The sequence below is a fragment of the Sodalis sp. RH15 genome (assembly GCF_047324255.1).
GTDB classification, from domain to species: Bacteria; Pseudomonadota; Gammaproteobacteria; order Enterobacterales; family Enterobacteriaceae; genus Acerihabitans; species Acerihabitans ligni.
In genome coordinates this window covers 213173-236856 of the sequence record NZ_CP178738.1, presented here as the reverse complement: position 1 = coordinate 236856, position 23684 = coordinate 213173, and the positions used below count along the sequence as shown (strand labels likewise).

The following is a 23684-nucleotide window of genomic DNA, read 5'->3' as shown; positions in this document are numbered from 1 at the left end:
GGTTAGCCTTGTCTGGCCAGTTGAAGCTGTTGTGAGACTTCCAATAAGCTGGCTTCGATTTTAGCCACCCAATCTTTAGTGATAAACAGACAGGATTGGTGTTCGCTGAAACGACTGCGTTGCTGGTTAAATTGCCGTTCCACACCGACCAGGGCTTCATTGAGCTCCGAGGGCAACTCCTCAGTGGAAAGCCTGCTCTCACGCGCCAGCAACGAGGCCCGCCGGCTGATATCCAGCACTTCCAATTGCTGCTGCTCGTTTATCCGCGCCTCCAGCGGTTGGGCAAAACCGATGTTATTCAGTCGCGCTTTCAACGCCCCGCCTTTCACCAGCCATTGCTGTAAAGTATCCCGCTCCACGGCGATATGGGTGACCTGTATATCCTGTAAAACCAATGGAGTTTGTAATACCAGCACCAGCGTTTTGTCATTGAGCGCCTCCGGCAGAGAGTAGACAGGCCGACGGGCCATCAATCCCTTTTTCGCATCCACCGTTATAGATTCACTGGCGCTGTGCCTATGCCGATGCTCTATTTTTTGCCGGATAATTTCCTGGATTTTTAACAGCATGGCCTGCTGTTGGTAACCGTGTTCCAGAATCACCCCTTCCACCTGCTGCTCTATGAGGCTAAGGCTATCGGGGTCATGCCATAAACATTCGGTGAGCAGAATGATATCCACCGGTGCGATGGCTTGCCGGTCGCTGAAAAAAGCGCAGGCTTGCAATAAACGCAGCGCTTTTTTCCAGCGCCGATCGGAAACGTAGGGCGCATCCGTCAGCGCGTCCAGGCGCTGGCGTAATTGATAAATCAATTCGAAGCATTCCGATGATAAGCTGACCTGATCGATTTGCGACTGCCAGGACCGATACTCCTCATCGCTGATTTTCACCGACTCAGGGATGGTTTCCCCACCCGGCTCCGCCGGATGGGTCAGCAGGGCGTGGAAATTGGATTTATCTTTTACCTTATGCAGCCACAGACGAATCAGCATGCGATCATAAAGGGCCTCCAAGCCGCTTTCAGCATCCGGTAATTCATTGGAGGCGGTAATCAGCAACCTCATCGGAAGTGCTTGCTCTTTATCACCGTTACGAAACCGCCGTTCATTAATGGCAGTTAATAATGTGTTCAGAATAGCCGGACCTGCTTTCCAGATTTCATCGAGAAAAACGATTTCCGCTTCCGGCAAATATCCCTTGGTCAGCCGTTCATAACGACCATCTTCTTTTAGCGCCTGCAGTGACAGGGGACCGAATACCTCTTCCGGCGTGGAGAAGCGGGTCATGAGATAATCAAAGGCCCTGGCGTGGCTGAACGCCAGTTTAATCCGCCGGGCAATAAGGCTTTTGGCGATACCGGGCGGCCCGAGTAAAAAGACGCTTTCACCGCACAATGCCGCCAGCAGACAGAGACGGATAGTATGTTGCCGCTCATAAAGTCCGCTTTCCAAAGCATTGCTCAGACGATAAATTCTCTCAACCAGAAGTGATGAATGAGCCATAATGAATGCGTTAACCCAAAAAGAGTGATTCCAGAACAATAAACCACTCATTTTTAGAATGATAGGTGAGAAAAGATATGTCCATCGGCGGGTCGATGGACTGGCCGACCGTTTTTTATACTCATAAAGATGATATTAAATTAGGTATTCTTCAAGTTTCATGCATACTGTGCGCTTTTTGATGAGCTCAGGACGAAGCCCACCAAACGCTTACGGATACACTACAGCGCGAAGAGGTTATGAGCAGAGAGATAAAGCAATCCTTGCCGGCGGTCACCTTAGCCGCAATTGGCGTGGTTTATGGAGATATCGGTACCAGTCCTCTATATACCCTCAGAGAATGCCTGGCCGGTCATTATGGCTTCGGCGTTGAGCGGGGAGCGGTATTCGGCTTCCTCTCATTGATATTTTGGCTGCTGATACTCATCGTTTCGTTTAAATACCTGACCTTCGTAATGAAAGCGGATAACTCCGGCGAAGGGGGGATATTGACGCTGATGTCGCTGGCCGGCAGGAACACTTCTGCCCGTTTAACCTGGGTTCTGGTTATCATGGGCCTCATCGGCGGCAGCTTCTTCTATGGCGAGGTAGTAATAACGCCGGCTATTTCAGTGCTTTCGGCCATTGAAGGGCTGCAAATTGCCGCTCCCTCCCTGGACACCTATATCGTTCCATTGTCGGTTTTGGTTCTGACCTTATTGTTCGCCATACAGAAAAAAGGAACCGGCGGAATCGGTAAATTATTCGCCCCGGTCATGGTGTTGTGGTTTTTTACCTTAGCCGTTCTCGGCATCAGGGGAATCTGGATCAATCCTGAAGTGCTCTATGCATTAAATCCCAAGTGGGCGGTGGATTTTTTTATCCAATATAAAGCAGTATCCTTTTTTGCACTTGGCGCAGTGGTGCTGGCCATTACCGGGGTAGAAGCGCTGTATGCCGATATGGGACATTTTGGCAAGCTGCCTATTCGCCTCGCCTGGTTCAGTGCGGTATTACCTTCGCTGGTATTGAATTATTTCGGCCAAGGGGCGTTATTGCTGAAGCACCCCGCTGCGATAAAAAATCCGTTCTTTTTGCTGGCACCTGACTGGGCGTTGATTCCGCTATTGATTCTGGCTACCCTCGCCACGGTTATTGCTTCCCAGGCGGTGATATCCGGCGTTTTCTCCTTAACGCGCCAGGCGGTTCGTTTGGGATATTTGCCCCCTATGCGTATCGTCCATACCTCCGAAATGGAATCCGGCCAGATATATATTCCTTTTATCAATTGGCTGCTTTATACGGCGGTGGTGCTGGTGATCCTGAGTTTCGAGCACTCAAGCAATCTGGCGGCGGCTTACGGCATTGCCGTGACCGGCACCATGGTTATCACCAGCATTCTGTCCTGTACCGTCGCCGTGAAAAACTGGCATTGGAATCGTTTTTTGGTGATTATTTTGCTGGTGGTGCTGTTGGGGATGGATGTCCCGATGTTTTCCGCCAATGTACTCAAGATATTTTCCGGCGGCTGGCTGCCGTTGCTGCTGGGCTTCCTGATGTTTATCGTCATGACAACCTGGAAAAGCGAACGTTTTCGGCTATTGCGCCGCTTGCATGAGCATGGCAATTCCCTTGAGGCCATGATTGCGTCATTGGAAAAATCACCGCCGGTAAGAGTGTCCGGTACGGCGGTGTTCATGTCCCGCGCCATGAATGTCATTCCGTTTGCGTTACTGCATAACCTCAAACATAACAAGGTACTGCATGAACGGGTGGTACTGTTGACACTCAGAACGGAAGATGCGCCGTTTGTACATAACGTCCGGCGCGTCACCATTGAACAGCTTTCGCCGACTTTCTGGCGGGTTGTGGCCAATTACGGCTTCAAAGAGACCCCTGATATGGAAGAAATTTTCCACAGGTGCGGTCTGGAAGGCTTATCCTGCCGGATGATGGAAACATCATTTTTTATGTCCCATGAATCGCTGATTCTGGGTAAACGGCCGTGGTATCTGCTTATCCGCGGCAAGTTGTTTATTGCGCTGAGCCGAAATGCGCTAAGGGCTCCTGATCAATACCTGATTCCACCTAACCGGGTAATTGAACTGGGCACCCAGGTGGAAATCTGATGTCCCCAGTCCGGTGTCACTTATAGGCTAGTGCCATATCATACCGGTTCGCTATTTCACCGCTGCTGCTGTCTGGGCCTTATCAGTCATTTTCCGCCAGCAACCGCTGGCAGGCTGCCAAGGCTGCAGGAGAATCGGATGCCAATATGGCGTCTACGATCGCCTGGTGGGAACCTAACTTAACGACTTCATCGCTGACGATGGCGCGGAAATAGTTCTGGTAAATGGAACTGAACAGATTGGCAAACGAGGAAAGAAACGGATTTCCGCTTATTTCGTAAATATGCCGGTGGAATTGGGCGTCGACGCTTATCCAACGCTCCCGGTCAAAACGCTTGTGCAGCGCGCTCATCTCTTCCATAAGCAGCACCAGTTTATACTTCTCGTCTTCCGCCGCATTGATGGCGGCCAATGCGCAGGCCTGCGGTTCAAGGCTGGTGCGCATAATCAGAAAGTGCGCCATGACATCGTCGAAGTTTTCCCGGGTCACCCACCAACTCAGCAATTCCTGGTCGAGATAATTCCACTGATGGCGCGGCAATACCCGGGTACCGATACGCGGCCTGGGTAAAAGCATCCCTTTGGCGGCCAATATTTTCACCGCTTCCCGCACCGCAGTTCGGCTGACGCCAAAAAGATCGCCCAGCTCTATTTCTCCGGGCAATATATCCCCAGCTACATACTCACCGGCCAAAATACGCTGCCCCAGCTTCTCGGCCAGAAGATAGGAAAGGTTTCGCTGTGCGGCTTGCTGTTGCGCTGTTAAGTGCATCGTGGCCTGTCCTGTACTGATTTAATTCACTTCATAGTAAACTTTCGCGCGTCTCGATGGCGGGACAAATGTTGTAAATGCAGCGGCGATCCCTGATTTTTTACATTGATTGTCGAAAAATAAACCGATCAGTATTTTTTTGCCGATAAAGCCTTGTCAGACGTTAATAAGTCCCTATAATGCGCCTCCACTGACCGGGATTAACCGCTGCGACGGACCTGGTCGGGAAGGGAAAAGCGCTTCGCTAAAGCAAATAAAAGCTTGACTCTTCAGCGGGAAAACGTAATATACGCAACCCGCGCCAGGTGAGATTTAGACCTCCCCGGCCATGCTCTTTAACAATTTATCAGACAATCTGTGTGGGCACTCACAAGACCGTATCGAAACACAACAATACAAGTCTTGAAGAGTGACAAACAGTTAATTCAAAAGATTAACCAGATGAAATCTTTGAGCATCAAGCTTTTAATTGAAGAGTTTGATCATGGCTCAGATTGAACGCTGGCGGCAGGCCTAACACATGCAAGTCGAGCGGCAGCGGAAAGTAGCTTGCTACTTTGCCGGCGAGCGGCGGACGGGTGAGTAATGTCTGGGGATCTGCCCGATGGAGGGGGATAACTACTGGAAACGGTAGCTAATACCGCATAACGTCGCAAGACCAAAGTGGGGGACCTTAGGGCCTCACACCATCGGATGAACCCAGATGGGATTAGCTAGTAGGTGGGGTAACGGCTCACCTAGGCGACGATCCCTAGCTGGTCTGAGAGGATGACCAGCCACACTGGAACTGAGACACGGTCCAGACTCCTACGGGAGGCAGCAGTGGGGAATATTGCACAATGGGCGCAAGCCTGATGCAGCCATGCCGCGTGTGTGAAGAAGGCCTTCGGGTTGTAAAGCACTTTCAGCGGGGAGGAAGGGGTTGGATTGAATAGATTCAATCATTGACGTTACCCGCAGAAGAAGCACCGGCTAACTCCGTGCCAGCAGCCGCGGTAATACGGAGGGTGCGAGCGTTAATCGGAATTACTGGGCGTAAAGCGTACGCAGGCGGTTTGTTAAGTCAGATGTGAAATCCCCGAGCTTAACTCGGGAACTGCATTTGAAACTGGCAGGCTAGAGTCTCGTAGAGGGGGGTAGAATTCCAGGTGTAGCGGTGAAATGCGTAGAGATCTGGAGGAATACCGGTGGCGAAGGCGGCCCCCTGGACGAAGACTGACGCTCAGGTACGAAAGCGTGGGGAGCAAACAGGATTAGATACCCTGGTAGTCCACGCTGTAAACGATGTCGATTTGAAGGTTGTGGCCTTGAGCCGTGGCTTTCGGAGCTAACGCGTTAAATCGACCGCCTGGGGAGTACGGCCGCAAGGTTAAAACTCAAATGAATTGACGGGGGCCCGCACAAGCGGTGGAGCATGTGGTTTAATTCGATGCAACGCGAAGAACCTTACCTACTCTTGACATCCAGAGAAGACTTCAGAGATGGAGTTGTGCCTTCGGGAGCTCTGAGACAGGTGCTGCATGGCTGTCGTCAGCTCGTGTTGTGAAATGTTGGGTTAAGTCCCGCAACGAGCGCAACCCTTATCCTTTGTTGCCAGCACGTCATGGTGGGAACTCAAAGGAGACTGCCGGTGACAAACCGGAGGAAGGTGGGGATGACGTCAAGTCATCATGGCCCTTACGAGTAGGGCTACACACGTGCTACAATGGCGCATACAAAGAGAAGCGAACTCGCGAGGGTAAGCGGACCTCACAAAGTGCGTCGTAGTCCGGATTGGAGTCTGCAACTCGACTCCATGAAGTCGGAATCGCTAGTAATCGTGGATCAGAATGCCACGGTGAATACGTTCCCGGGCCTTGTACACACCGCCCGTCACACCATGGGAGTGGGTTGCAAAAGAAGTAGGTAGCTTAACCTTCGGGAGGGCGCTTACCACTTTGTGATTCATGACTGGGGTGAAGTCGTAACAAGGTAACCGTAGGGGAACCTGCGGTTGGATCACCTCCTTACCGAAAGATGCGCGTCGAGTGACGTGTCCACACAGATTGTCTGATAGAAGTGATGAGCAAACAGCTCGTATGGTTTTGTTTGTGAAGCGCAGCTTCGCGAACGCGTATCTTTGTCCCCTTCGTCTAGTGGCCTAGGACACTGCCCTTTCACGGCGGTAACAGGGGTTCGAACCCCCTAGGGGACGCCAAACAGCCTACGTGTCTGATAAATTTCAGAGCGCATTTGAAAGAGTGCGCTGCGAAATACTGCTCTTTAACAATCCGGAACAAGCTGAAAATTTGAAAAAAACATGCTGAGCAAAATCAGTATGCGAGTCTCTCAAAGCAAGCAAACCTGAGACATCTTAGGGTTGTGAGGTTAAGTGACTAAGCGTACACGGTGGATGCCTAGGCAGTCAGAGGCGATGAAGGACGTGCTAATCTGCGAAAAGCGTCGGTAAGCTGATATGAAGCGTTATTAGCCGGCGATGTCCGAATGGGGAAACCCAGTGCAATTCGTTGCACTATCATTGCGTGAATCCATAGCGCAATGAGGCGAACCGGGGGAACTGAAACATCTCAGTACCCCGAGGAAAAGAAATCAACCGAGATTCCCCCAGTAGCGGCGAGCGAACGGGGAACAGCCCAGAACCACCATCAGCTTTTGCATCAGGAGAACGGTCTGGAAAGTCCGGCGACAGAGGGTGATAGCCCCGTATCCGAAGGTGCAGAGGTTGTGGGTTCGATGAGTAGGGCGGGACACGTGATATCCTGTCTGAAGATGGGGGGACCATCCTCCAAGGCTAAATACTCCTGACTGACCGATAGTGAACCAGTACCGTGAGGGAAAGGCGAAAAGAACCCCGGCGAGGGGAGTGAAACAGAACCTGAAACCGTGTACGTACAAGCAGTGGGAGCCTTGAGAAATTGGGGTGACTGCGTACCTTTTGTATAATGGGTCAGCGACTTATATTCTGTAGCAAGGTTAACCGAATAGGGGAGCCGTAGGGAAACCGAGTCTTAACTGGGCGTGTAGTTGCAGGGTATAGACCCGAAACCCGGTGATCTAGCCATGGGCAGGTTGAAGGTTGGGTAACACTAACTGGAGGACCGAACCGACTAATGTTGAAAAATTAGCGGATGACTTGTGGCTGGGGGTGAAAGGCCAATCAAACCGGGAGATAGCTGGTTCTCCCCGAAAGCTATTTAGGTAGCGCCTCGTGAATTCATCTTCGGGGGTAGAGCACTGTTTCGGCTAGGGGTCCACCCCGGATTACCAACCCGATGCAAACTGCGAATACCGAAGAATGTTATCACGGGAGACACACGGCGGGTGCTAACGTCCGTCGTGAAGAGGGAAACAACCCAGACCGCCGGCTAAGGTCCCAAAGTCATGGTTAAGTGGGAAACGATGTGGGAAGGCATAGACAGCCAGGATGTTGGCTTAGAAGCAGCCATCATTTAAAGAAAGCGTAATAGCTCACTGGTCGAGTCGGCCTGCGCGGAAGATGTAACGGGGCTAAACCATGCACCGAAGCCGCGGCAGCGATACCTTCGGGTATTGTTGGGTAGGGGAGCGTTCTGTAAGCCTGAGAAGGTGGCCTGTGAGGGTTGCTGGAGGTATCAGAAGTGCGAATGCTGACATAAGTAACGATAAAGCGGGTGAAAAGCCCGCTCGCCGGAAGACCAAGGGTTCCTGTTCAACGTTAATCGGAGCAGGGTGAGTCGACCCCTAAGGCGAGGCCGAAAGGCGTAGTCGATGGGAAACAGGTTAATATTCCTGTACTGGGTGTGACTGCGAAGGGGGGACGGAGAAAGCTAGACCGGCCGGGCGACGGTTGTCCCGGTTCAAGCGTGCAGGTGGAGAGGACAGGAAAATCCGTTCTCTTGTAACACTGAGGCGTGATGACGAGCCACTACGGTGGTGAAGGGGTTGATGCTACGCTTCCAGGAAAAGCCTCTAAGCACCAGGTCACATCGAATCGTACCCCAAACCGACACAGGTGGTCAGGTAGAGAATACCGAGGCGCTTGAGAGAACTCGGGTGAAGGAACTAGGCAAAATGGTGCCGTAACTTCGGGAGAAGGCACGCTGGCATTAGGTGGAGGAACTTGCTTCCCGAGCTGAAGCCAGTCGCAGATACCAGCTGGCTGCAACTGTTTATTAAAAACACAGCACTGTGCAAACACGAAAGTGGACGTATACGGTGTGACGCCTGCCCGGTGCCGGAAGGTTAATTGATGGGGTTATCCGCAAGGAGAAGCTCTTGATCGAAGCCCCGGTAAACGGCGGCCGTAACTATAACGGTCCTAAGGTAGCGAAATTCCTTGTCGGGTAAGTTCCGACCTGCACGAATGGCGTAATGATGGCCAGGCTGTCTCCACCCGAGACTCAGTGAAATTGAACTCGCTGTGAAGATGCAGTGTACCCGCGGCAAGACGGAAAGACCCCGTGAACCTTTACTATAGCTTGACACTGAACATTGAGCCTTGATGTGTAGGATAGGTGGGAGGCTTAGAAGTAGGGACGCCAGTCCTTATGGAGCCAACCTTGAAATACCACCCTTTAATGTTTGATGTTCTAACTCCGGCCCGTAATCCGGGTCGAGGACAGTGTCTGGTGGGTAGTTTGACTGGGGCGGTCTCCTCCTAAAGAGTAACGGAGGAGCACGAAGGTTAGCTAATCACGGTCGGACATCGTGAGGTTAGTGCAAAGGCATAAGCTAGCTTGACTGCGAGAGTGACGGCTCGAGCAGGTGCGAAAGCAGGTCTTAGTGATCCGGTGGTTCTGAATGGAAGGGCCATCGCTCAACGGATAAAAGGTACTCCGGGGATAACAGGCTGATACCGCCCAAGAGTTCATATCGACGGCGGTGTTTGGCACCTCGATGTCGGCTCATCACATCCTGGGGCTGAAGTAGGTCCCAAGGGTATGGCTGTTCGCCATTTAAAGTGGTACGCGAGCTGGGTTTAGAACGTCGTGAGACAGTTCGGTCCCTATCTGCCGTGGGCGTTGGAAGATTGAGAGGGGCTGCTCCTAGTACGAGAGGACCGGAGTGGACGCACCACTGGTGTTCGGGTTGTCATGCCAATGGCATTGCCCGGTAGCTACGTGCGGAAGAGATAACCGCTGAAAGCATCTAAGCGGGAAACTTGCCTCGAGATGAGTCTTCCCTGTGGCTTTAAGCCACCTGAAGGGACGTTAAAGACGATGACGTTGATAGGTCGGGTGTGTAAGCGCAGCGATGCGTTGAGCTAACCGATACTAATGACCCGTGAGACTTAACCTTACAACACCTAAGGTGTTTGAGCGATGAGAGCGTTGTCCGCAAGGGCGATGAGAGAATTTTCAGCGATTGTTCCGGACCTAAAGAATACAAACAGTCGGTCGAAGCACTGACGGACTGTCAACAACGCGGAGCGTTGGCCTTGCACGGGGGAAATGACAAAATCGTCGGGAACGATTTTGTACAGCGCACAGCGCTGGCCCGCAGGGCGAGTCTCAGGAAGAGACGAGAAATTTGCCTGGCGGCACTAGCGCGGTGGTCCCACCTGACCCCATGCCGAACTCAGCAGTGAAACGCCGTAGCGCCGATGGTAGTGTGGGGTCTCCCCATGCGAGAGTAGGGAACTGCCAGGCATCCAATTGAACGAAGCCCTCTGTGAAAACAGAGGGCTTTTTTCTGCCTGCTAAACCAGGCGGTTCGTTACTCCATCAGTTCATGTAATAGCCTAAAGTGGGTCAACCGGCAGAGCCGGTTCAATGGAGCCGTCTGCGCCAGCCGTAACAGACCTGCGCAAGCGGACATAAACTGCGAGAATGCCACTCCATCAAAAATTTCTTCGTGGCCTTTTTTGCCCTTGACTCCATTGGGTGTCTAAGCCGCATCTTAGGGAGACAATGATTACAAAAAAGGCACGAATTAATGGAGACTTAATATAAGGATTTATTCATCATTTCATAATTCGTCAGAGTTGTCATCAAAACTGACCTTAGAAAATATGGCCAACCTCTTTTTCCCCTATGCTTCTTGATTTCTTACTCCATTGTAAGGCCTTTGGTTTCCGAAATATCATTATGAATGACCGTTGATTTCTTTTATTGCTCGTAAGTTACCTGTGGAGGTAGTCCATTACTAAAATCGGTTTGAGATTTTTAATTGTTTTCTAAGACCTCTCTGAGTTTATCAGCTAAGTTATTTTTTTCTTCTTCAGAAATATTTTTTAAAATGTCGTTTAGTTTATTTTTATCCTCTTCGGTAAAGGACGAAGATAATAGAGGTTTGGAACCGATATTCTCATTTTCACTATCAGTCCAGCCGGAATCATAATCGGTATCAGTAGTGGATTCTTCTGTGTAAGGATTATCATCATCAATATCAGAAAGTGAAATATTGTTAAGACTCTCATTTGAATCCGAATCTGTTTCATACGCAGTGTCATATAGATGATCTTCATCTTCCTCATCCGGGGAGGGGTAATAATTATCGTATTTATCAGACTTCAAATCATTATCATCATCCTCTTCTTCATTAAGGTTATCGATAGGATCCACTAATTGTTCCTCTTTTGTAATATTTTCTTGTACCGCTAGTGATTGAGGAATATTAGTTTCGAGTTGAGTGGGAGTATAGCGCTCAGTATAGATTGTCATTTGGCTAGGAGTTGAGGAGTTGCCTTTCTTATCATAAGCGGTGGCCTGGATGACAAATTGGTTTATGCCCTGGTTAGCAAATTGTGGCAACTGTATCTGGTAATCTAAAGGGGAATTAGTGGTAATTGACCCGCCACGAGATATAAAATCTTCGGCAAACCATTTGACATGATCTATCTCGTATTTCGACGTAATGGATAAATAGACCTGTTTTCTTTCGCCTTCAATACCCTTGAATTCAGCAGGAAGCGTGAGTTTTATCGCATCGCCAATGTTTTTGTCCTTATGTTCAAGGACAATATTATGGTTTCTATCGACCAAATCCAAACGTTGTGCCGATAATGTCCTGAACTGTGGCATCATTCTAGAATCAAGTTGCTTTGATAGCGGAACGTTGATTTTATAGTTGAGGGATAAATTCAGTTTATTGTCGTTCTTACCATTATTCCAACGAGAATGGTCTAATCCAAGGGATACTAACGGGAAAGGTGTATAAGACATGCCTGCAGTAAATGCCGATGGATTATCGTACCGTTCATGGCTATTGGTCGTTGCTACCTGACTGCCAAAGTACTGTTCATATTTGAGATTACCTGATATTTGGGGATAGCTTGATAAAGCCGCCTCCAAGCGCAGATCAAAGCCCTTGGCCACGCGTTCAACACTTCGGTCAAGGTAGGCTGAAGGCTTCCAACCTGATATTCGGTGGTAACTATTAGATGAAAATTTCAAGTAATCTTTCCATAACTCCAATCCAACGCTTAATCGCTGATGCTGGTTTCCTGAAATCTGCCTATCGTAAAAAGTATTATAACCCAGCATCCAACTGTCGAAGAAGTGCCGCTGTCCTACGCCAAAATTGACAATATTTCTTCCATCGTAGCGGCGTGCTCCGATTTGGCTGAAGATTAAATTATCGTCATCGTTATTCAATGGCAAAAGGAAATCAAAGGAGGCAGATTTTAGCGACTTGGCTAACAATGGAAGATGAATGACTGCCGACCCCTGTTTTTCCTCCGATTCACGAGTAGAAACATCTTCTGAAGAATAGCCATTCTGCTTCTGGTGAAGGCTTGTGCCAACTACCTCTATTTCGTTATCTTCCGCTATTTCCTTGTGATTTTTTCTTCTGGCATGGGCATTCGATGCGTTTTGATGAGTATTTGATGGATTTCTATCCTGTGTTAGACCCATTGGGATTGAGTTTTTATCAATTTTTTTTTTCTTTTCCGTAGATAAACAGCCCACCAGCAAGGCGGCCATACTTATGACAGTGACATACCATTTGAAAGCGATCATAGTTGTTCAGTATTTTCTTTGTTTTGATTTGAGAAAGTTTTTGTACTACGTGTTGGTGTAAAACGATAAATAGCAATATAACTCTAACAAAAGAGAATCATAGGAATACCTTCACACGATAAAGGAAAATTAATTCAATTATAAAATAATTGAACACATTAAAAGATTAAGTATTTTCGTGGTTTCTAGCCGATATATACTCCATATAAATCATTCCAAGTGATTATATTTAAATATAAAATTATATCATTGAGTGCGCTCATATTTTTTAAAGCGGGCAATAAATAGCATAAAAAGGCATGATGGGTAAAGAACCTATTCATAAAAATAATAATAGTAATGTCTGGATCACATTAATTTTTCAAGTCTAGATGGTATTTTAAACAGAAAAATTTTGTATATTGGTAATGTTGAAAGACTATCAAATAATAAAAATATATTTCTGCTTATTTGCGTAACGTAAACGCTTAATTGAAGTGAAGGATCTTTCAAAAGGACAAGTCAAGGTCTAACGAAGCATGACCTTCGTAACCTTTAAGGTTATATAGTTAAATGGCATCAGATCCTATCGGTTATCAACCAACCATTCGCTGATAAATGCGGCTATGCTTTCCGGCTGGTTGATATCCAACACCGGCAATGTCATATCCACTTTTACATCCCCGGCCACCGCAATGACGTATTCATCAATCAACGGGCGCCAGTCCTTGCCGGTATCCGAGCGGAATAGGGCAATTTTAGGCACCGGCTCATTTTTAAAGCCTTCCACCAGGATAAGGTCCACTAACCTCGGGTCCATTTGTGCCGCCAGCCATGAAAGGGCGGGCATTTCATTATCCTGATTTTCGGTCATTAGTGCCCAACGGGCGTCACTGGCCACCATGGTTTGCCGAGCACCCGCTCTGCGCAATTCATAGCTGTCTTTTCCCGGGGTATCCACGTCGACCTTGTGATGGGTGTGTTTGATGAGCCCGACTCGAACGCCCACCTGATTGAGCAAGGGTATGAGCTGTTTCAATAATGTTGTTTTGCCTGTCCCGCTAAATGCGGTAATCGCCAATAGCGGCGGATGCGATTTTTCCATGATGTTTATCCTCAATGGGCGTTTACTGACGCCAGTCTGCTATATCCCGCGGCGTATTCAGGTTTGAAAAGGCGGGATGCCGCGCCGTAAAAACAACCCTTGCGGCGTTAACCTGCATGAAAAACAACATCACCCTACGTTCTCCTCGGGATAGAAAATCTTCCAATGCCGGGATCAGCGAGCGGTTAAGGAGCGCGAAAGCCGGATGATCGCGCTCACCGGAATGGGCGAAAGCGGCATCGGCATTCCCTTTTCCTTCCCATAAACGCGCAACTAAATCAGCCGGGAAAACCGGTACATCGCAGGGGACGAACACTATCCATGAGGTGCCGGCGGCTTTCAGGCCTGCGAGCATGCCGGCCAGCGGACCTTGGAAATCGGGCAGCGTGTCGGTAATTACCTGCAGGCCGCTTTGCCGGTATTGGTCGAGATGGCGATTGGCATTGATAATGACTGTAGACACCTGCCCGGCCAGATGGTCGAGGACATGCCGGTAAAGAGGCCGCTGGTTGAGCAATATCAGCCCTTTATCTTCACCGCCCATGCGGCTCGAACGTCCTCCCGCCAGGATGACACCGGTTATTGATATGCTGATGATGGTTGTCTCCCGGAGATTTCTTATTGTTTGGCCGTTACTGCTAAAGATACCAGCTTTTGGAAAAGTTGCGTTTACCTGTAAGCGGTTTACGTCTTTAACACAGCCAGATTCGAGATCAGCGCTGCATTGCCGCGTCGACTCTTTAGGAAGGAGTCGCTGTTTGCCAAATGCTGTATGCTGGTCGCCCACATATTAAGATACAATGTTTCCGGGGTTACTTAACATTGATGTTTATCCCCCCCGGCGGATCTTGCTACATTATGACCGATACCATCAGAAGGATTGGATTATGAAATATCATCGCGTTGACGAACTTATCGAGCTTCTTCATCCCGCTTGGAGAAAAGAATCCGATCTCAATCTGCTGCAATTTTTGCAAAAACTGGCTGATGAAGCCGGTTATCAGGGCGGCCTGGCGGAAATCACCGACGATACGCTGATTTACCACCTGAAAATGCGGGACGCGGACAAGGCCGAGATGATTCCCGGCTTGCAGAAGGATTACGAAGAAGACTTCAAAACCGCCATCCTTCGGGCCCGCGGCATTATCAAAGAGTAGATGTTGCTTGCTAAAAAGAGTCTCCCGGTTGTTCCTGCCGGCAACCTGTCTGGTCTATTACTGGCTTAAAATAGATAAAACGTTTTATGAACATAACAGCATTTAATTTCAAGACGTTGATGCCGGAATTGATTATGGATGCCCTGGAAAGTGTCGGCTTGCGTATTGATTCCGGCCTAACCGCGCTCAATAGCTATGAAAACCGCGTTTATCAGTTTCTGGATGAAGACAGAAAACGTTACGTGGTGAAATTCTATCGTCCTGAACGCTGGTCTGACGAGCAAATCCTGGAGGAGCACGAACTGTCGCTCGGACTGGAGGAAGCGGAGATTCCTGTGGTCCCGCCGATGCGCATCAACGGCTCGACGCTGTTGAACCATGAAGGCTTTCGTTTTGCCGTTTTCCCAAGCGTCGGCGGCCGGCAATTCGAGCAGGATAACGACGAGCAGCTGGAGTGGGTGGGCCGTTTTATCGGCCGGATTCATCGCCATAACGGTGAAAAACGTTTCTCCTTCCGCCCCACTATTTCATTGGAAGAGTATCTGTACGAACCCAGGCGCGAGCTGGAGCAGAGCACCCTCATCGCCGGCAAGCAAAAGGAAGCATTTTTACGCGCGGTGGATCTTTTGATTGCCGAAGTGAAGATATATTGGCGTGATGACTGGCTCCCGCTGCGTTTGCACGGCGATTTGCATGCCAGCAATATTCTGTGGCGCGACGGACCGATGTTTGTCGATTTGGATGATGCACGCAACGGCCCGGCAGTTCAGGATCTCTGGATGCTGCTCAATGGCGATCGCATGGAACAGCAGTACCAATTGTCACTTTTACTTGACGCCTACCAGGAGTTCATGGTTTTTAATCCGCGTGAATTGGCCTTGATGGAGCCGTTGCGCGCAATGCGCATGATCTATTACCTTGCCTGGATCAGCAGGCGATGGGGCGATCCTGCGTTCCCCCATAGTTTCCCATGGATGGTGGAAGCTGGATTTTGGGAGCAGCAAACCGTGATCTTTACGGAACAGGTAAAGGTATTACGGGAGCCGCCGTTACAGCTTATGCCTTCGTATTAAACTTTAGAGAGAACATTTATATGAAAAAAATTTGGTTTGCGTTAATGGGTATTCTAATGGCTGTTGCATTCAGTGTATCCGCTGCGCAATTTACGGAAGGGCAGCAATATGTCCAGCTTGACAAGCCAGTAACCGGCGAACCGCAAGTATTGGAATTTTTCTCTTTTTATTGCCCCCATTGCTATGAATTCGAGCAAACCTATCATATTTCCGCCAGCGTCAGGCAAGCGCTGCCGGCCGGCACCAAAATGACCAAGTACCACGTTGATTTTCTTGGACCTTTGGGTAAGGAATTAACCCAGGCCTGGGCAGTGGCCATGGCGCTGGGCGTTGAGGATAAAGTCAGCCCCCTGATGTTTGAAGCCGTGCAGAAAACCCAGACCGTTCAGTCACCGGCCGATATTCGCGATGTCTTTATCAAAGCGGGCGTAAGCGGCGAGGAATATGATTCTGCTTTAAATAGTTTTGTAGTCAAATCATTAGTGGTGCAAGAGGAAAAAGCGGCAGCCGATCTGCAATTGCGCGGGGTTCCCGCCATATTTGTTAATGGAAAATACATGGTCAAAAATGACGGCCTGGATACCTCTTCCATGGATATCTATGTTAAACAGTTCGCTGATGTGGTGAAGTTTTTGCTGACGCAACAATAACATTCTCTCCTGCGTTTTAGTGCCGGTCATGTGAACCGCACCTCGGATGAGGGACAATAGACGTCTTTCAGTTGGTGGTGCGGTTTACAATTGCCGCCATTGGCATCAGTAAGTTATTTCCGGAATCGGCCTGTCGAAAATTGATTTTTATGTATATTCTTTTCAGGCTTAAGTTTAACGGTCATTAAACGGCATGGGAAAGGTTAAGTTAATATCCACAAACCGGGAATACCTATGTAATATAAGCAATTAGCAAATGCAATGTTCTAATTGGATGATATATATGATTTTTTTATTAAAGCATTGCTCTTCAAAGAATATATAAATCTTTAAAAATCTTTTTACTCACAAAGTTATCCACAGCATGATCCTGGGGATCCGGGTCTAACTTCAGTATTTTTATCGGCCTTATGATACGCTAACGTTCGTCACTGGCGGCCAGCTATGGCATGCTATACCCTATGTCTTTCGACCAAAAAGAACGAATTACGCTATGGCCCATATCGCAGACAACCCCTTGATCTTGGTGGATGGCTCCTCTTATCTTTACCGCGCTTATCATGCCTTTCCGCCGCTGACCAATAGCGCGGGCGAACCCACCGGCGCCATGTACGGCGTTTTAAACATGCTGCGCAGTCTTCTGACACAATATCGTCCCAGCCATGTGGCGGTGGTATTTGATGCCAAAGGCAAGACTTTCCGCGATGAGCTGTTCGAACATTATAAGTCCCATAGACCGCCGATGCCGGACGACCTGCGCAGCCAAATCGAACCCCTGCACAATATGGTTAAAGCCATGGGGCTGCCGTTATTGGCGATATCCGGCGTCGAGGCGGACGATGTTATAGGCACCTTGGCCCTGGAAGCCGAGCGCGCCGGACGTGAAGTCCTGATCAGTACCGGTGACAAGGATATGGCGCAGTTGGTGACGCCGATGATTACGCTTATCAATACCATGTCCAACACCATTCTCGGGCCGGAGGAAGTGAAGGTGAAATTCGGCGTTCCGCCGGAACGGATTATCGATTATCTGGCCCTGATGGGGGACAGTTCGGATAATATCCCCGGCGTTCCCGGCGTGGGTGAAAAAACCGCCCAGGCGCTGCTGCAGGGGATGGGCAGTCTGGACAATATCTATGGCGATTTGAACGGCGTCGCGGAGTTGGCGTTCCGGGGGGCGAAAACCATGGCGCCCAAGCTGGAACAAAATAAAGAGCTGGCCTATCTCTCCTATCAATTGGCCACCATCAAGACCGATGTGCCGCTGGATTTGCCTTTCGATCGGCTGACGGTCAGCGAGCCCGATGCGGATGAGTTGCGGCAGCTGTTCAAAAAATACGAATTTAAACGCTGGCTGGCGGATGTGGAAGACGGCAAGTGGTTACAGGGCCGTAAAACGCCGGCGGCGGCTTTGCGTACCCCCTTCAACGCGCCCGCGGCACCTGACGCGGATGTGCCCGCGGAACAGTTATCCCAGGCGGGTTATCAAATCATTGAGACCATGGCGAGCCTGGAGCAATGGCTGGATAAAATCAAACAGGCCGGCTTGTTTGCCTTCGACACTGAAACCGACAGTCTCGATACGCTGACGGCCAATCTGGTGGGGCTCTCTTTCGCTACCGCTCCGGGGGATGCGGCCTATTTGCCGGTGGGGCATGATTATCTGGATGCGCCCGACCAACTGAATCTTGACGAAGTACTTGCCCGGCTTAAGCCGCTGCTTGAGGACCCCCGGCTGCGTAAAGTCGGCCAAAACCTGAAATTCGATCGCGGCGTGTTAAAACGTTACGACATCGAACTGGCGGGCATCGCATTCGATACCATGCTGGAATCCTATGTTCTCAACAGCGTATCCGGCCGTCACGATATGGACAGCCTGGCGGATCGTTACCTGCAGCATACGACGGTGGGGTTTGAGGATATTGCCGGTAAGGGCAAAAACCAGCTGACCTTTAATCAAATCGCGATGGAACAGGCGGCGCCCTATGCGGCGGAGGATGCGGATGTCACCTGGCGGCTGCATGAAAAGCTCTGGCCGCAGATCGAGCAGGACAAAGGCCTGAAAAAAGTTTTTGAAGAAATCGAGATGCCGCTGGTGCCGGTGCTGTCACGTGTCGAACGCACCGGCGTGCTGATTGATGAAAACATCCTGGCGGCCCATTCGGTGGAATTGACCAAGCGGCTGGGGGAGCTGGAGAACGAGGCCCATATTCTGGCGGGAGAACCCTTTAATCTCTCTTCCACCAAACAGCTGCAGGCGATCCTTTACGACAAGCAGAAGCTGCCCATCCTGAAAAAGACCCCCGGCGGCGCCCCGTCCACCGGTGAAGAGGTATTGGCGGAGCTGGCGCTGGATTATCCGCTGCCGAAGCTGATTCTTGAACACCGTGGTTTGGCGAAATTGAAATCCACCTATACCGATAAGCTGCCGCTGATGATCAACCCGCTGACGAAACGGGTGCATACCTCATATCACCAGGCGATTACCGCTACCGGCCGGCTTTCTTCCAGCGATCCCAACCTGCAGAATATCCCGGTGCGCAACGACGAAGGCCGGCGTATCCGGCAGGCGTTTATCGCGCCCGAAGGGTCGGTCATCGTGGCGGCGGATTACTCGCAAATCGAGTTGCGCATTATGGCCCATCTGTCCCGGGATGCGGGGCTGCTCAAGGCGTTCGCCGAAGGCAAGGATATCCATCGGGCCACCGCCGCCGAAGTGTTCGGCCAGTCTCTTGAGAAGGTGACGCAAGAACAGCGGCGCAGCGCCAAGGCTATCAACTTCGGCCTGATTTACGGCATGAGCGCTTTCGGACTGGCGCGCCAGCTTTCGGTGCCCCGTTCGGAAGCGCAAAAATACATGAATCTCTACTTCGAGCGCTATCCAGGCGTCCTGGCCTATATGGAGCGTACCCGCAAGCAGGCTAACGAGCAGGGGTATGTTTCCACCCTGGACGGACGCCGTCTTTATTTGCCGGACATTCACTCCCGCAACGGCGCACGCAAAAAAGGCGCCGAACGGGCGGCGATAAACGCACCGATGCAAGGCACCGCCGCCGATATTATCAAACGGGCGATGATTTCCATTGATGCATGGCTGCAAAAAGAGCAGCCGCCGGTGCGTATGATTATGCAGGTGCACGATGAGCTGGTTTTTGAAATACAGCGGGACGCGGCTGAATCGGCATCGGCGCATATCAAATCGTTAATGGAAGGGTGCTACGCGCTGGATGTGCCGCTGCAGGTTGATGTGGGTTTGGGTGAGAATTGGGATCAAGCTCACTAAGTGGCGAATCAATAAGCTTTTTTTGTAATTAAGCTACACAAATATGTGATGTGGACAGTTATAATCGCACTTGCAATAGCAATAAATGAAATTTAACAACAAAAAATTCTTTTGCCCCGACAAAAATTGATGTAAAGTTAGAGTCGTAGGGTACAGAGGTAAGATGTTCTATCTTTCAGACCTTTTACTTCACGTAATCGGATTTGGCTAAATATTAGCCGCCCCAGTCATTATTGGCTGGGGCGTTTTTTATTGGGCGCAATAAAGCCTCGCGGCCAGAGGCGGAGCGCCTTGGCGCCCCCCCTGTTTGCGAAGCCGCCCTTACCCGTTTCAATTTCCTCAGAGCGCGTCGGGCGTTATGTCCTCTGCCTGCGTGGTTTCGCCAAACCAGCTGTCCAATTTTTCCGTCAGCTTATCCACGCCGGTTTTTTTCAGCGACGAAAACGCTTCCACCTGAATATCGCCGGTAAATGCCAGGACGTCTTTGCGCACCTGGTTAAGCTGCGCTTTGCGTGCTCCGGAAGCCAGTTTATCGGCCTTGGTGAGTAAAATCAGCACCGGGATGGCGACGCTCACCGCCCACTTGATCATCTGCTGATCAAGATCCTTTAGCGGATGGCGGATATCCATCATCACCACCAAACCCTTCAGGCTGTTTCTTTTTTGCAGATACTCTCCCAGGGCGCGTTGCCAATGGAGCTTTACTTCCTCGGGGACTTCAGCGTAACCGTAACCCGGTAAATCCACCAGGCGCCGCTCGGGCTCGATTTCAAACAGGTTGATAAGCTGGGTACGTCCCGGCGTCTTGCTGGTCCTGGCCAGACCTTTTTGGTTGGTCAGTGTGTTCAGGGCGCTGGATTTACCGGCATTGGAGCGTCCGGCAAAGGCGACTTCGATACCGGCATCGGTGGGCAAATGGCGGATATCCGGCGCGCTCATGACAAAATGGGTCATGTGGTAATTAAATAGTGTGGCCAAAATTTCCTCTCTCTCAGGATGACTTAGCACCGTCTTAATGTCGATTATACGGGTAATGGCGTCAGATGCGGTTTTTATCTTGCGGCTATCTTGCAGCAATCAATGTGTTTGATGGGCGTCTGCGGCTTCTTTTAAACCTTTCGGTACTAAGATGAGGTTTTTAGGATATTTATGGTGTAGGAAATTTGCTCGTTGTCCGTAACGTAATCTCGTTTTTATAAAAATTAATATATTATAAATCATAGTGTTAATTAATTAACTCTCAGTTTAGCGCCCTATTTGCTCCTGCCGGTCGTCTTGCGGGTTATTTTTACGCGGTTACATTAGATGACAAGGCAAGGAGCGCCTCAAAAAATCATCTAGACGATAAAGTTGCACACAGGCTGGGCAAACTGGTAGCCCTATGCCGATTCAATACTCTTTTCAGGGAAGTAAAGCGGCCCAGGATGGGCGTGTAAAGGAATACACTCTAACCAATCTGCTTCGTATAGCGTAGAATACATCTTCATCGCAGCGACGACCTTCAAACACAGGATGTGGACCGTCAGGTTCATCGCCGGAGGATGGTTTTTCTCGCGAAGCACCTTCATGTTATGGTGGCAGAATAATTGCCACCTTTTTTATTTGTTGGGTTTCTGATAGATTCCGCCGCAATTCTATACCCAATAGATTTCGAATTGCAGCAAGGCGGCAACTCGAAAGGTGAAGGGTATATACTTAATTAACGCTAGCCAAGAGCAGACATCATGAAACCAACAACCAAAAGCGGACGGGGTAGACCTGCCGCGGCCAGGAACAAACGCAAGACACGAGAAGAGCTGAATATTGAAGGCCGCACCCGCCAGCGTCAGAAAAAACGTCGCGGCCTGGCCGCCGGTTCACGGTCCCAGGAAGGCAACAAGAGCGGCGGACGCTCCTCCACGTCGGCAAATGCCGATCCCCGTATCGGCAGTAAAAAACCGGTGCCGTTGATCGCCGCCGGCGCCGTGGCCAAACCGGCGGCGCCCAAGGTTATCATCCCCGCCGAGGTTCTTTCTCCGCAGGCGGAACTGGATAGCCTGGAAAACGATACCCGCCTGGATGCGCTGCTGATAAGGCTGGAACAGGACGAAATCCTGTCCGCCGAAGAACAGGCCTATGTGGATGAGAAACTGGATCGCATCGATCAGCTCATGACTGAGCTGGGTATAGAATTGGACGATGAAGACGAAGAAGAAGAGACCAAAAACGAGGATATGCTGCAGTTGCTGAAACGGGGTTTTGAGAAGGACTCCTTTTAGGCTGCTGCATGTTGCTTCTGCTGATTGCCGTGCCGCTGACATGTTATTTGGTGTGGTTATTGAGTAAACTATGGCGGCTCTCGCGGCGTAAAGACCGGTTACGCTCGGCCCGTGCCGCCGCACGGCGGCCGGCTATGCCCGCCAGGCGGAGTCGGCGGAAAATTCGGAAGGAGTAAGCAGCCATGTCAGTGTCAACGATAGAATGGGATTCGGCCCTGATTCAAAAATATAACCAATCGGGCCCGCGTTATACTTCCTACCCTACCGCCTTGGAATTCAGCGAGCGCTACGACGAACCGGCGTTTAAACGCGCGCTGGAGCGTTATCCGGATCGTCCGCTATCGTTATATCTCCATATCCCCTTCTGCCATAAGCTGTGTTATTTCTGCGCCTGCAATAAAATGGTGACCCGCCAGCCGGAAAGGGTCGAGCGTTATCTGGATACCCTGGCACAGGAGATCCGTCAGCGCGCGCCGCTGTTCCGTCACCGCCACGTTACGCAGATGCATTGGGGCGGCGGCACGCCGACGTTCCTTACGCCGGCGCAAATATCCCGGTTGATGGCCCTGCTGCGCGAGCAGTTTGATTTTGCCCAAGGGGCCGAACTCTCTATTGAAATCGATCCGCGGGAAATCGCCCTGGATATGATCGATCACCTGCACGGTGAGGGTTTTAACCGTATCAGCATGGGCGTGCAGGATTTTGATAAGGAGGTCCAGCGGCTGGTGAACCGGGAGCAGGATGAGGGGCTGATCTTCGCCCTGCTGGAGCGGGCAAAGGAGCTCGGCTTTCTTTCCACCAATATCGATTTGATTTATGGTCTGCCGAGCCAGACCCTGTCAAGCTTTCTGCATACCCTGGGCCGGATAATCGAATTGAACCCGCAGCGTTTGAGCGTATTCAACTACGCGCATATGCCGGCGCTGTTTGCCGCCCAGAGAAAAATCAAACAGCAGGATTTGCCGGGCGCCGCGCAGAAGATGGATATTCTGCAGCATACGATAGCCACCCTGTGCGACGCGGGTTATCAGTTTATCGGTATGGATCACTTTGCCCGCCCGGACGACGAACTGGCCGTTGCGCAGCGGGCCGGCCGGCTGCATCGTAATTTTCAGGGGTATACCACCCGCGGCGACTGCGAATTGCTGGGTATGGGCGTATCGGCCATCAGCATGATTGGCGACAGTTATGTGCAAAACCAGAAAGAGATGAAGAGCTATGCCGAGAGCGTCTCCCGTCAGGGCAACGGGTTATGGCGGGGCGTGGCCCTTACCACCGATGATTGCGTGCGCCGGGATGTCATAAAAGCGCTAATTTGTCAGTTTTCCATCAATTTTGACGCGTTGGAAAACCGTTACGGCATCCGTTTCGTCGACTATTTCGCCGAGGATCTGGCACAGCTTCGTCCCCTTGAGCGGGACGGCTTGCTGGACATAACGGACCGGGATATCAATGTGACCCCGAAGGGGCGTTTGCTGATACGCAATATCTGTATGTGTTTTGACGTTTATTTGCGTGACAAGCTGCGCCAGCGCCAGTTTTCTCAGGTGATTTGAACGGGGAGGGGGCGAGCGGTGCCGGTGTAATGGGGCATGACGACACGAAGCTTGAAATCCACCTGACGGTGGATTTCAAGAATGGATTCGCAATTTGGCCGGTAAGACTAAGACGGCCGGTTAGCTAAAAAAATTGATCAGGGCAGCGCAGAGTATCGCAGCCAGCGCCGTCTGAGGTGCATGGCCGGCGGCGGCCGTCATATCCGCGCCGTGTGTCACCAAAGCGATCAACGAATTCAACATGGTCTTCCTCCCGGGTCAGCGACAAGATCATACTGTGTCAGCCCGGGATGTAAAGAGT

Annotated in this window: 14 protein-coding genes, 1 tRNA gene and 3 rRNA genes; 11 read left to right on the top strand and 7 right to left on the bottom strand. The window is 50.5% G+C overall.

All coding sequences use genetic code 11. The annotated features are described in order from the left end of the window. Positions 1–2: 2 nt before the first annotated feature. Positions 3–1502 carry an ATPase RavA gene (ravA, locus tag ACL2XO_RS01045; RefSeq protein WP_413742013.1) on the bottom strand — a complete coding sequence of 500 codons (1500 nt, stop codon included), beginning with the start codon at positions 1500–1502 and terminating at the stop codon, positions 3–5. 239 nt (positions 1503–1741) lie between these two features. Here ravA and kup point away from each other — a divergent pair, with 239 nt between their 5' ends. Further along, entirely contained in the window at positions 1742–3610 is a 1869-nt protein-coding gene (kup, locus tag ACL2XO_RS01040; RefSeq protein ID WP_132924142.1) for a low affinity potassium transporter Kup, read from the top strand. Positions 3611–3692: 82 nt separating this feature from the next. Here the strand turns inward: kup and ACL2XO_RS01035 are convergent, their stop codons facing one another. Next, complete coding sequence (locus ACL2XO_RS01035) at positions 3693–4382, bottom strand: FadR/GntR family transcriptional regulator (protein ID WP_132924143.1); 690 nt, start codon at positions 4380–4382, stop codon at positions 3693–3695. Between the two features lie 466 nt (positions 4383–4848). Between ACL2XO_RS01035 and ACL2XO_RS01030 the strand changes: the two genes are divergently transcribed. From ACL2XO_RS01030 to rrf, 4 genes are all read left to right on the top strand, one after another. Beyond that, a 16S ribosomal RNA gene (locus ACL2XO_RS01030) occupies positions 4849–6391 on the top strand. 112 nt (positions 6392–6503) lie between these two features. After that, positions 6504–6579, top strand: a tRNA-Glu gene (locus ACL2XO_RS01025). 168 nt (positions 6580–6747) lie between these two features. Then, positions 6748–9659, top strand: a 23S ribosomal RNA gene (locus tag ACL2XO_RS01020). Between the two features lie 234 nt (positions 9660–9893). Continuing rightward, positions 9894–10009 (top strand): 5S ribosomal RNA (gene rrf, locus ACL2XO_RS01015). Together the 16S, 23S and 5S rRNA genes with 1 tRNA gene alongside form the textbook arrangement of a ribosomal RNA operon. A 516-nt stretch (positions 10010–10525) precedes the next feature. Here rrf and ACL2XO_RS01010 read toward each other — a convergent pair. The 3 genes from ACL2XO_RS01010 to mobA all read right to left on the bottom strand — a co-directional run bounded on the left by ACL2XO_RS01010 (position 10526) and on the right by mobA (position 14001). Further along, positions 10526–12322, bottom strand: a complete 1797-nt coding sequence (locus ACL2XO_RS01010; RefSeq protein ID WP_413726143.1) for an inverse autotransporter beta domain-containing protein — start codon at positions 12320–12322, stop codon at positions 10526–10528. Positions 12323–12887: 565 nt separating this feature from the next. Then, on the bottom strand, positions 12888–13406 hold the full coding sequence (gene mobB, locus ACL2XO_RS01005; RefSeq protein ID WP_413742012.1) for a molybdopterin-guanine dinucleotide biosynthesis protein MobB: 519 nt from the start codon (positions 13404–13406) through the stop codon (positions 12888–12890). Positions 13407–13428: 22 nt separating this feature from the next. Continuing rightward, complete coding sequence (gene mobA, locus ACL2XO_RS01000; protein WP_413743016.1) at positions 13429–14001, bottom strand: molybdenum cofactor guanylyltransferase MobA; 573 nt, start codon at positions 13999–14001, stop codon at positions 13429–13431. A gap of 292 nt (positions 14002–14293) precedes the next feature. On the opposite strand from mobA, the gene ACL2XO_RS00995 reads away from it, so the two are divergent. From ACL2XO_RS00995 to polA, 4 genes are all read left to right on the top strand, one after another. Further along, positions 14294–14563 (top strand): YihD family protein, encoded by a 270-nt coding sequence (locus tag ACL2XO_RS00995; RefSeq protein WP_132924155.1) that lies wholly within the window; start codon positions 14294–14296, stop codon positions 14561–14563. An 86-nt stretch (positions 14564–14649) separates the two neighbouring features. Beyond that, entirely contained in the window at positions 14650–15636 is a 987-nt protein-coding gene (locus ACL2XO_RS00990; protein WP_413742011.1) for a serine/threonine protein kinase, read from the top strand. A 20-nt stretch (positions 15637–15656) separates the two neighbouring features. Further along, on the top strand, positions 15657–16286 hold the full coding sequence (gene dsbA / locus ACL2XO_RS00985) for a thiol:disulfide interchange protein DsbA (protein ID WP_132924157.1): 630 nt from the start codon (positions 15657–15659) through the stop codon (positions 16284–16286). 493 nt (positions 16287–16779) lie between these two features. Beyond that, positions 16780–19569, top strand: coding sequence for a DNA polymerase I (gene polA, locus ACL2XO_RS00980; protein ID WP_132924158.1), 2790 nt, complete (start codon positions 16780–16782; stop codon positions 19567–19569). Between the two features lie 339 nt (positions 19570–19908). Here polA and yihA read toward each other — a convergent pair whose 3' ends face one another. Next, positions 19909–20523 carry a ribosome biogenesis GTP-binding protein YihA/YsxC gene (yihA, locus tag ACL2XO_RS00975; protein ID WP_243701602.1) on the bottom strand — a complete coding sequence of 205 codons (615 nt, stop codon included), beginning with the start codon at positions 20521–20523 and terminating at the stop codon, positions 19909–19911. A 770-nt stretch (positions 20524–21293) separates the two neighbouring features. Here yihA and yihI point away from each other — a divergent pair. Next, on the top strand, positions 21294–21827 hold the full coding sequence (gene yihI, locus ACL2XO_RS00970; protein WP_413726141.1) for a Der GTPase-activating protein YihI: 534 nt from the start codon (positions 21294–21296) through the stop codon (positions 21825–21827). A gap of 182 nt (positions 21828–22009) precedes the next feature. Beyond that, on the top strand, positions 22010–23383 hold the full coding sequence (hemN, locus tag ACL2XO_RS00965; protein WP_132924161.1) for an oxygen-independent coproporphyrinogen III oxidase: 1374 nt from the start codon (positions 22010–22012) through the stop codon (positions 23381–23383). A 120-nt stretch (positions 23384–23503) separates the two neighbouring features. Here the strand turns inward: hemN and ACL2XO_RS00960 are convergent, their stop codons facing one another. Continuing rightward, a complete protein-coding gene (locus ACL2XO_RS00960; RefSeq protein WP_165934192.1) occupies positions 23504–23626 on the bottom strand; it encodes a YshB family small membrane protein in 123 nt (40 codons plus the stop codon). Between the last annotated feature and the right edge of the window lie 58 nt (positions 23627–23684).

Coding starts and splice junctions, on each gene's coding strand:
- yihA (WP_243701602.1), bottom strand. CDS start 20,523: ATGACCCATTTTGTCATGAGCGCGCCGGATATCCGCCATTTGCCCACC.
- hemN (WP_132924161.1), top strand. CDS start 22,010: ATGTCAGTGTCAACGATAGAATGGGATTCGGCCCTGATTCAAAAATAT.
- yihI (WP_413726141.1), top strand. CDS start 21,294: ATGAAACCAACAACCAAAAGCGGACGGGGTAGACCTGCCGCGGCCAGG.
- ravA (WP_413742013.1), bottom strand. CDS start 1,502: ATGGCTCATTCATCACTTCTGGTTGAGAGAATTTATCGTCTGAGCAAT.
- ACL2XO_RS00990 (WP_413742011.1), top strand. CDS start 14,650: ATGAACATAACAGCATTTAATTTCAAGACGTTGATGCCGGAATTGATT.
- mobB (WP_413742012.1), bottom strand. CDS start 13,406: ATGGAAAAATCGCATCCGCCGCTATTGGCGATTACCGCATTTAGCGGG.
- kup (WP_132924142.1), top strand. CDS start 1,742: ATGAGCAGAGAGATAAAGCAATCCTTGCCGGCGGTCACCTTAGCCGCA.
- polA (WP_132924158.1), top strand. CDS start 16,780: ATGGCCCATATCGCAGACAACCCCTTGATCTTGGTGGATGGCTCCTCT.
- ACL2XO_RS01035 (WP_132924143.1), bottom strand. CDS start 4,382: ATGCACTTAACAGCGCAACAGCAAGCCGCACAGCGAAACCTTTCCTAT.
- dsbA (WP_132924157.1), top strand. CDS start 15,657: ATGAAAAAAATTTGGTTTGCGTTAATGGGTATTCTAATGGCTGTTGCA.
- ACL2XO_RS00960 (WP_165934192.1), bottom strand. CDS start 23,626: ATGTTGAATTCGTTGATCGCTTTGGTGACACACGGCGCGGATATGACG.
- ACL2XO_RS00995 (WP_132924155.1), top strand. CDS start 14,294: ATGAAATATCATCGCGTTGACGAACTTATCGAGCTTCTTCATCCCGCT.
- ACL2XO_RS01010 (WP_413726143.1), bottom strand. CDS start 12,322: ATGATCGCTTTCAAATGGTATGTCACTGTCATAAGTATGGCCGCCTTG.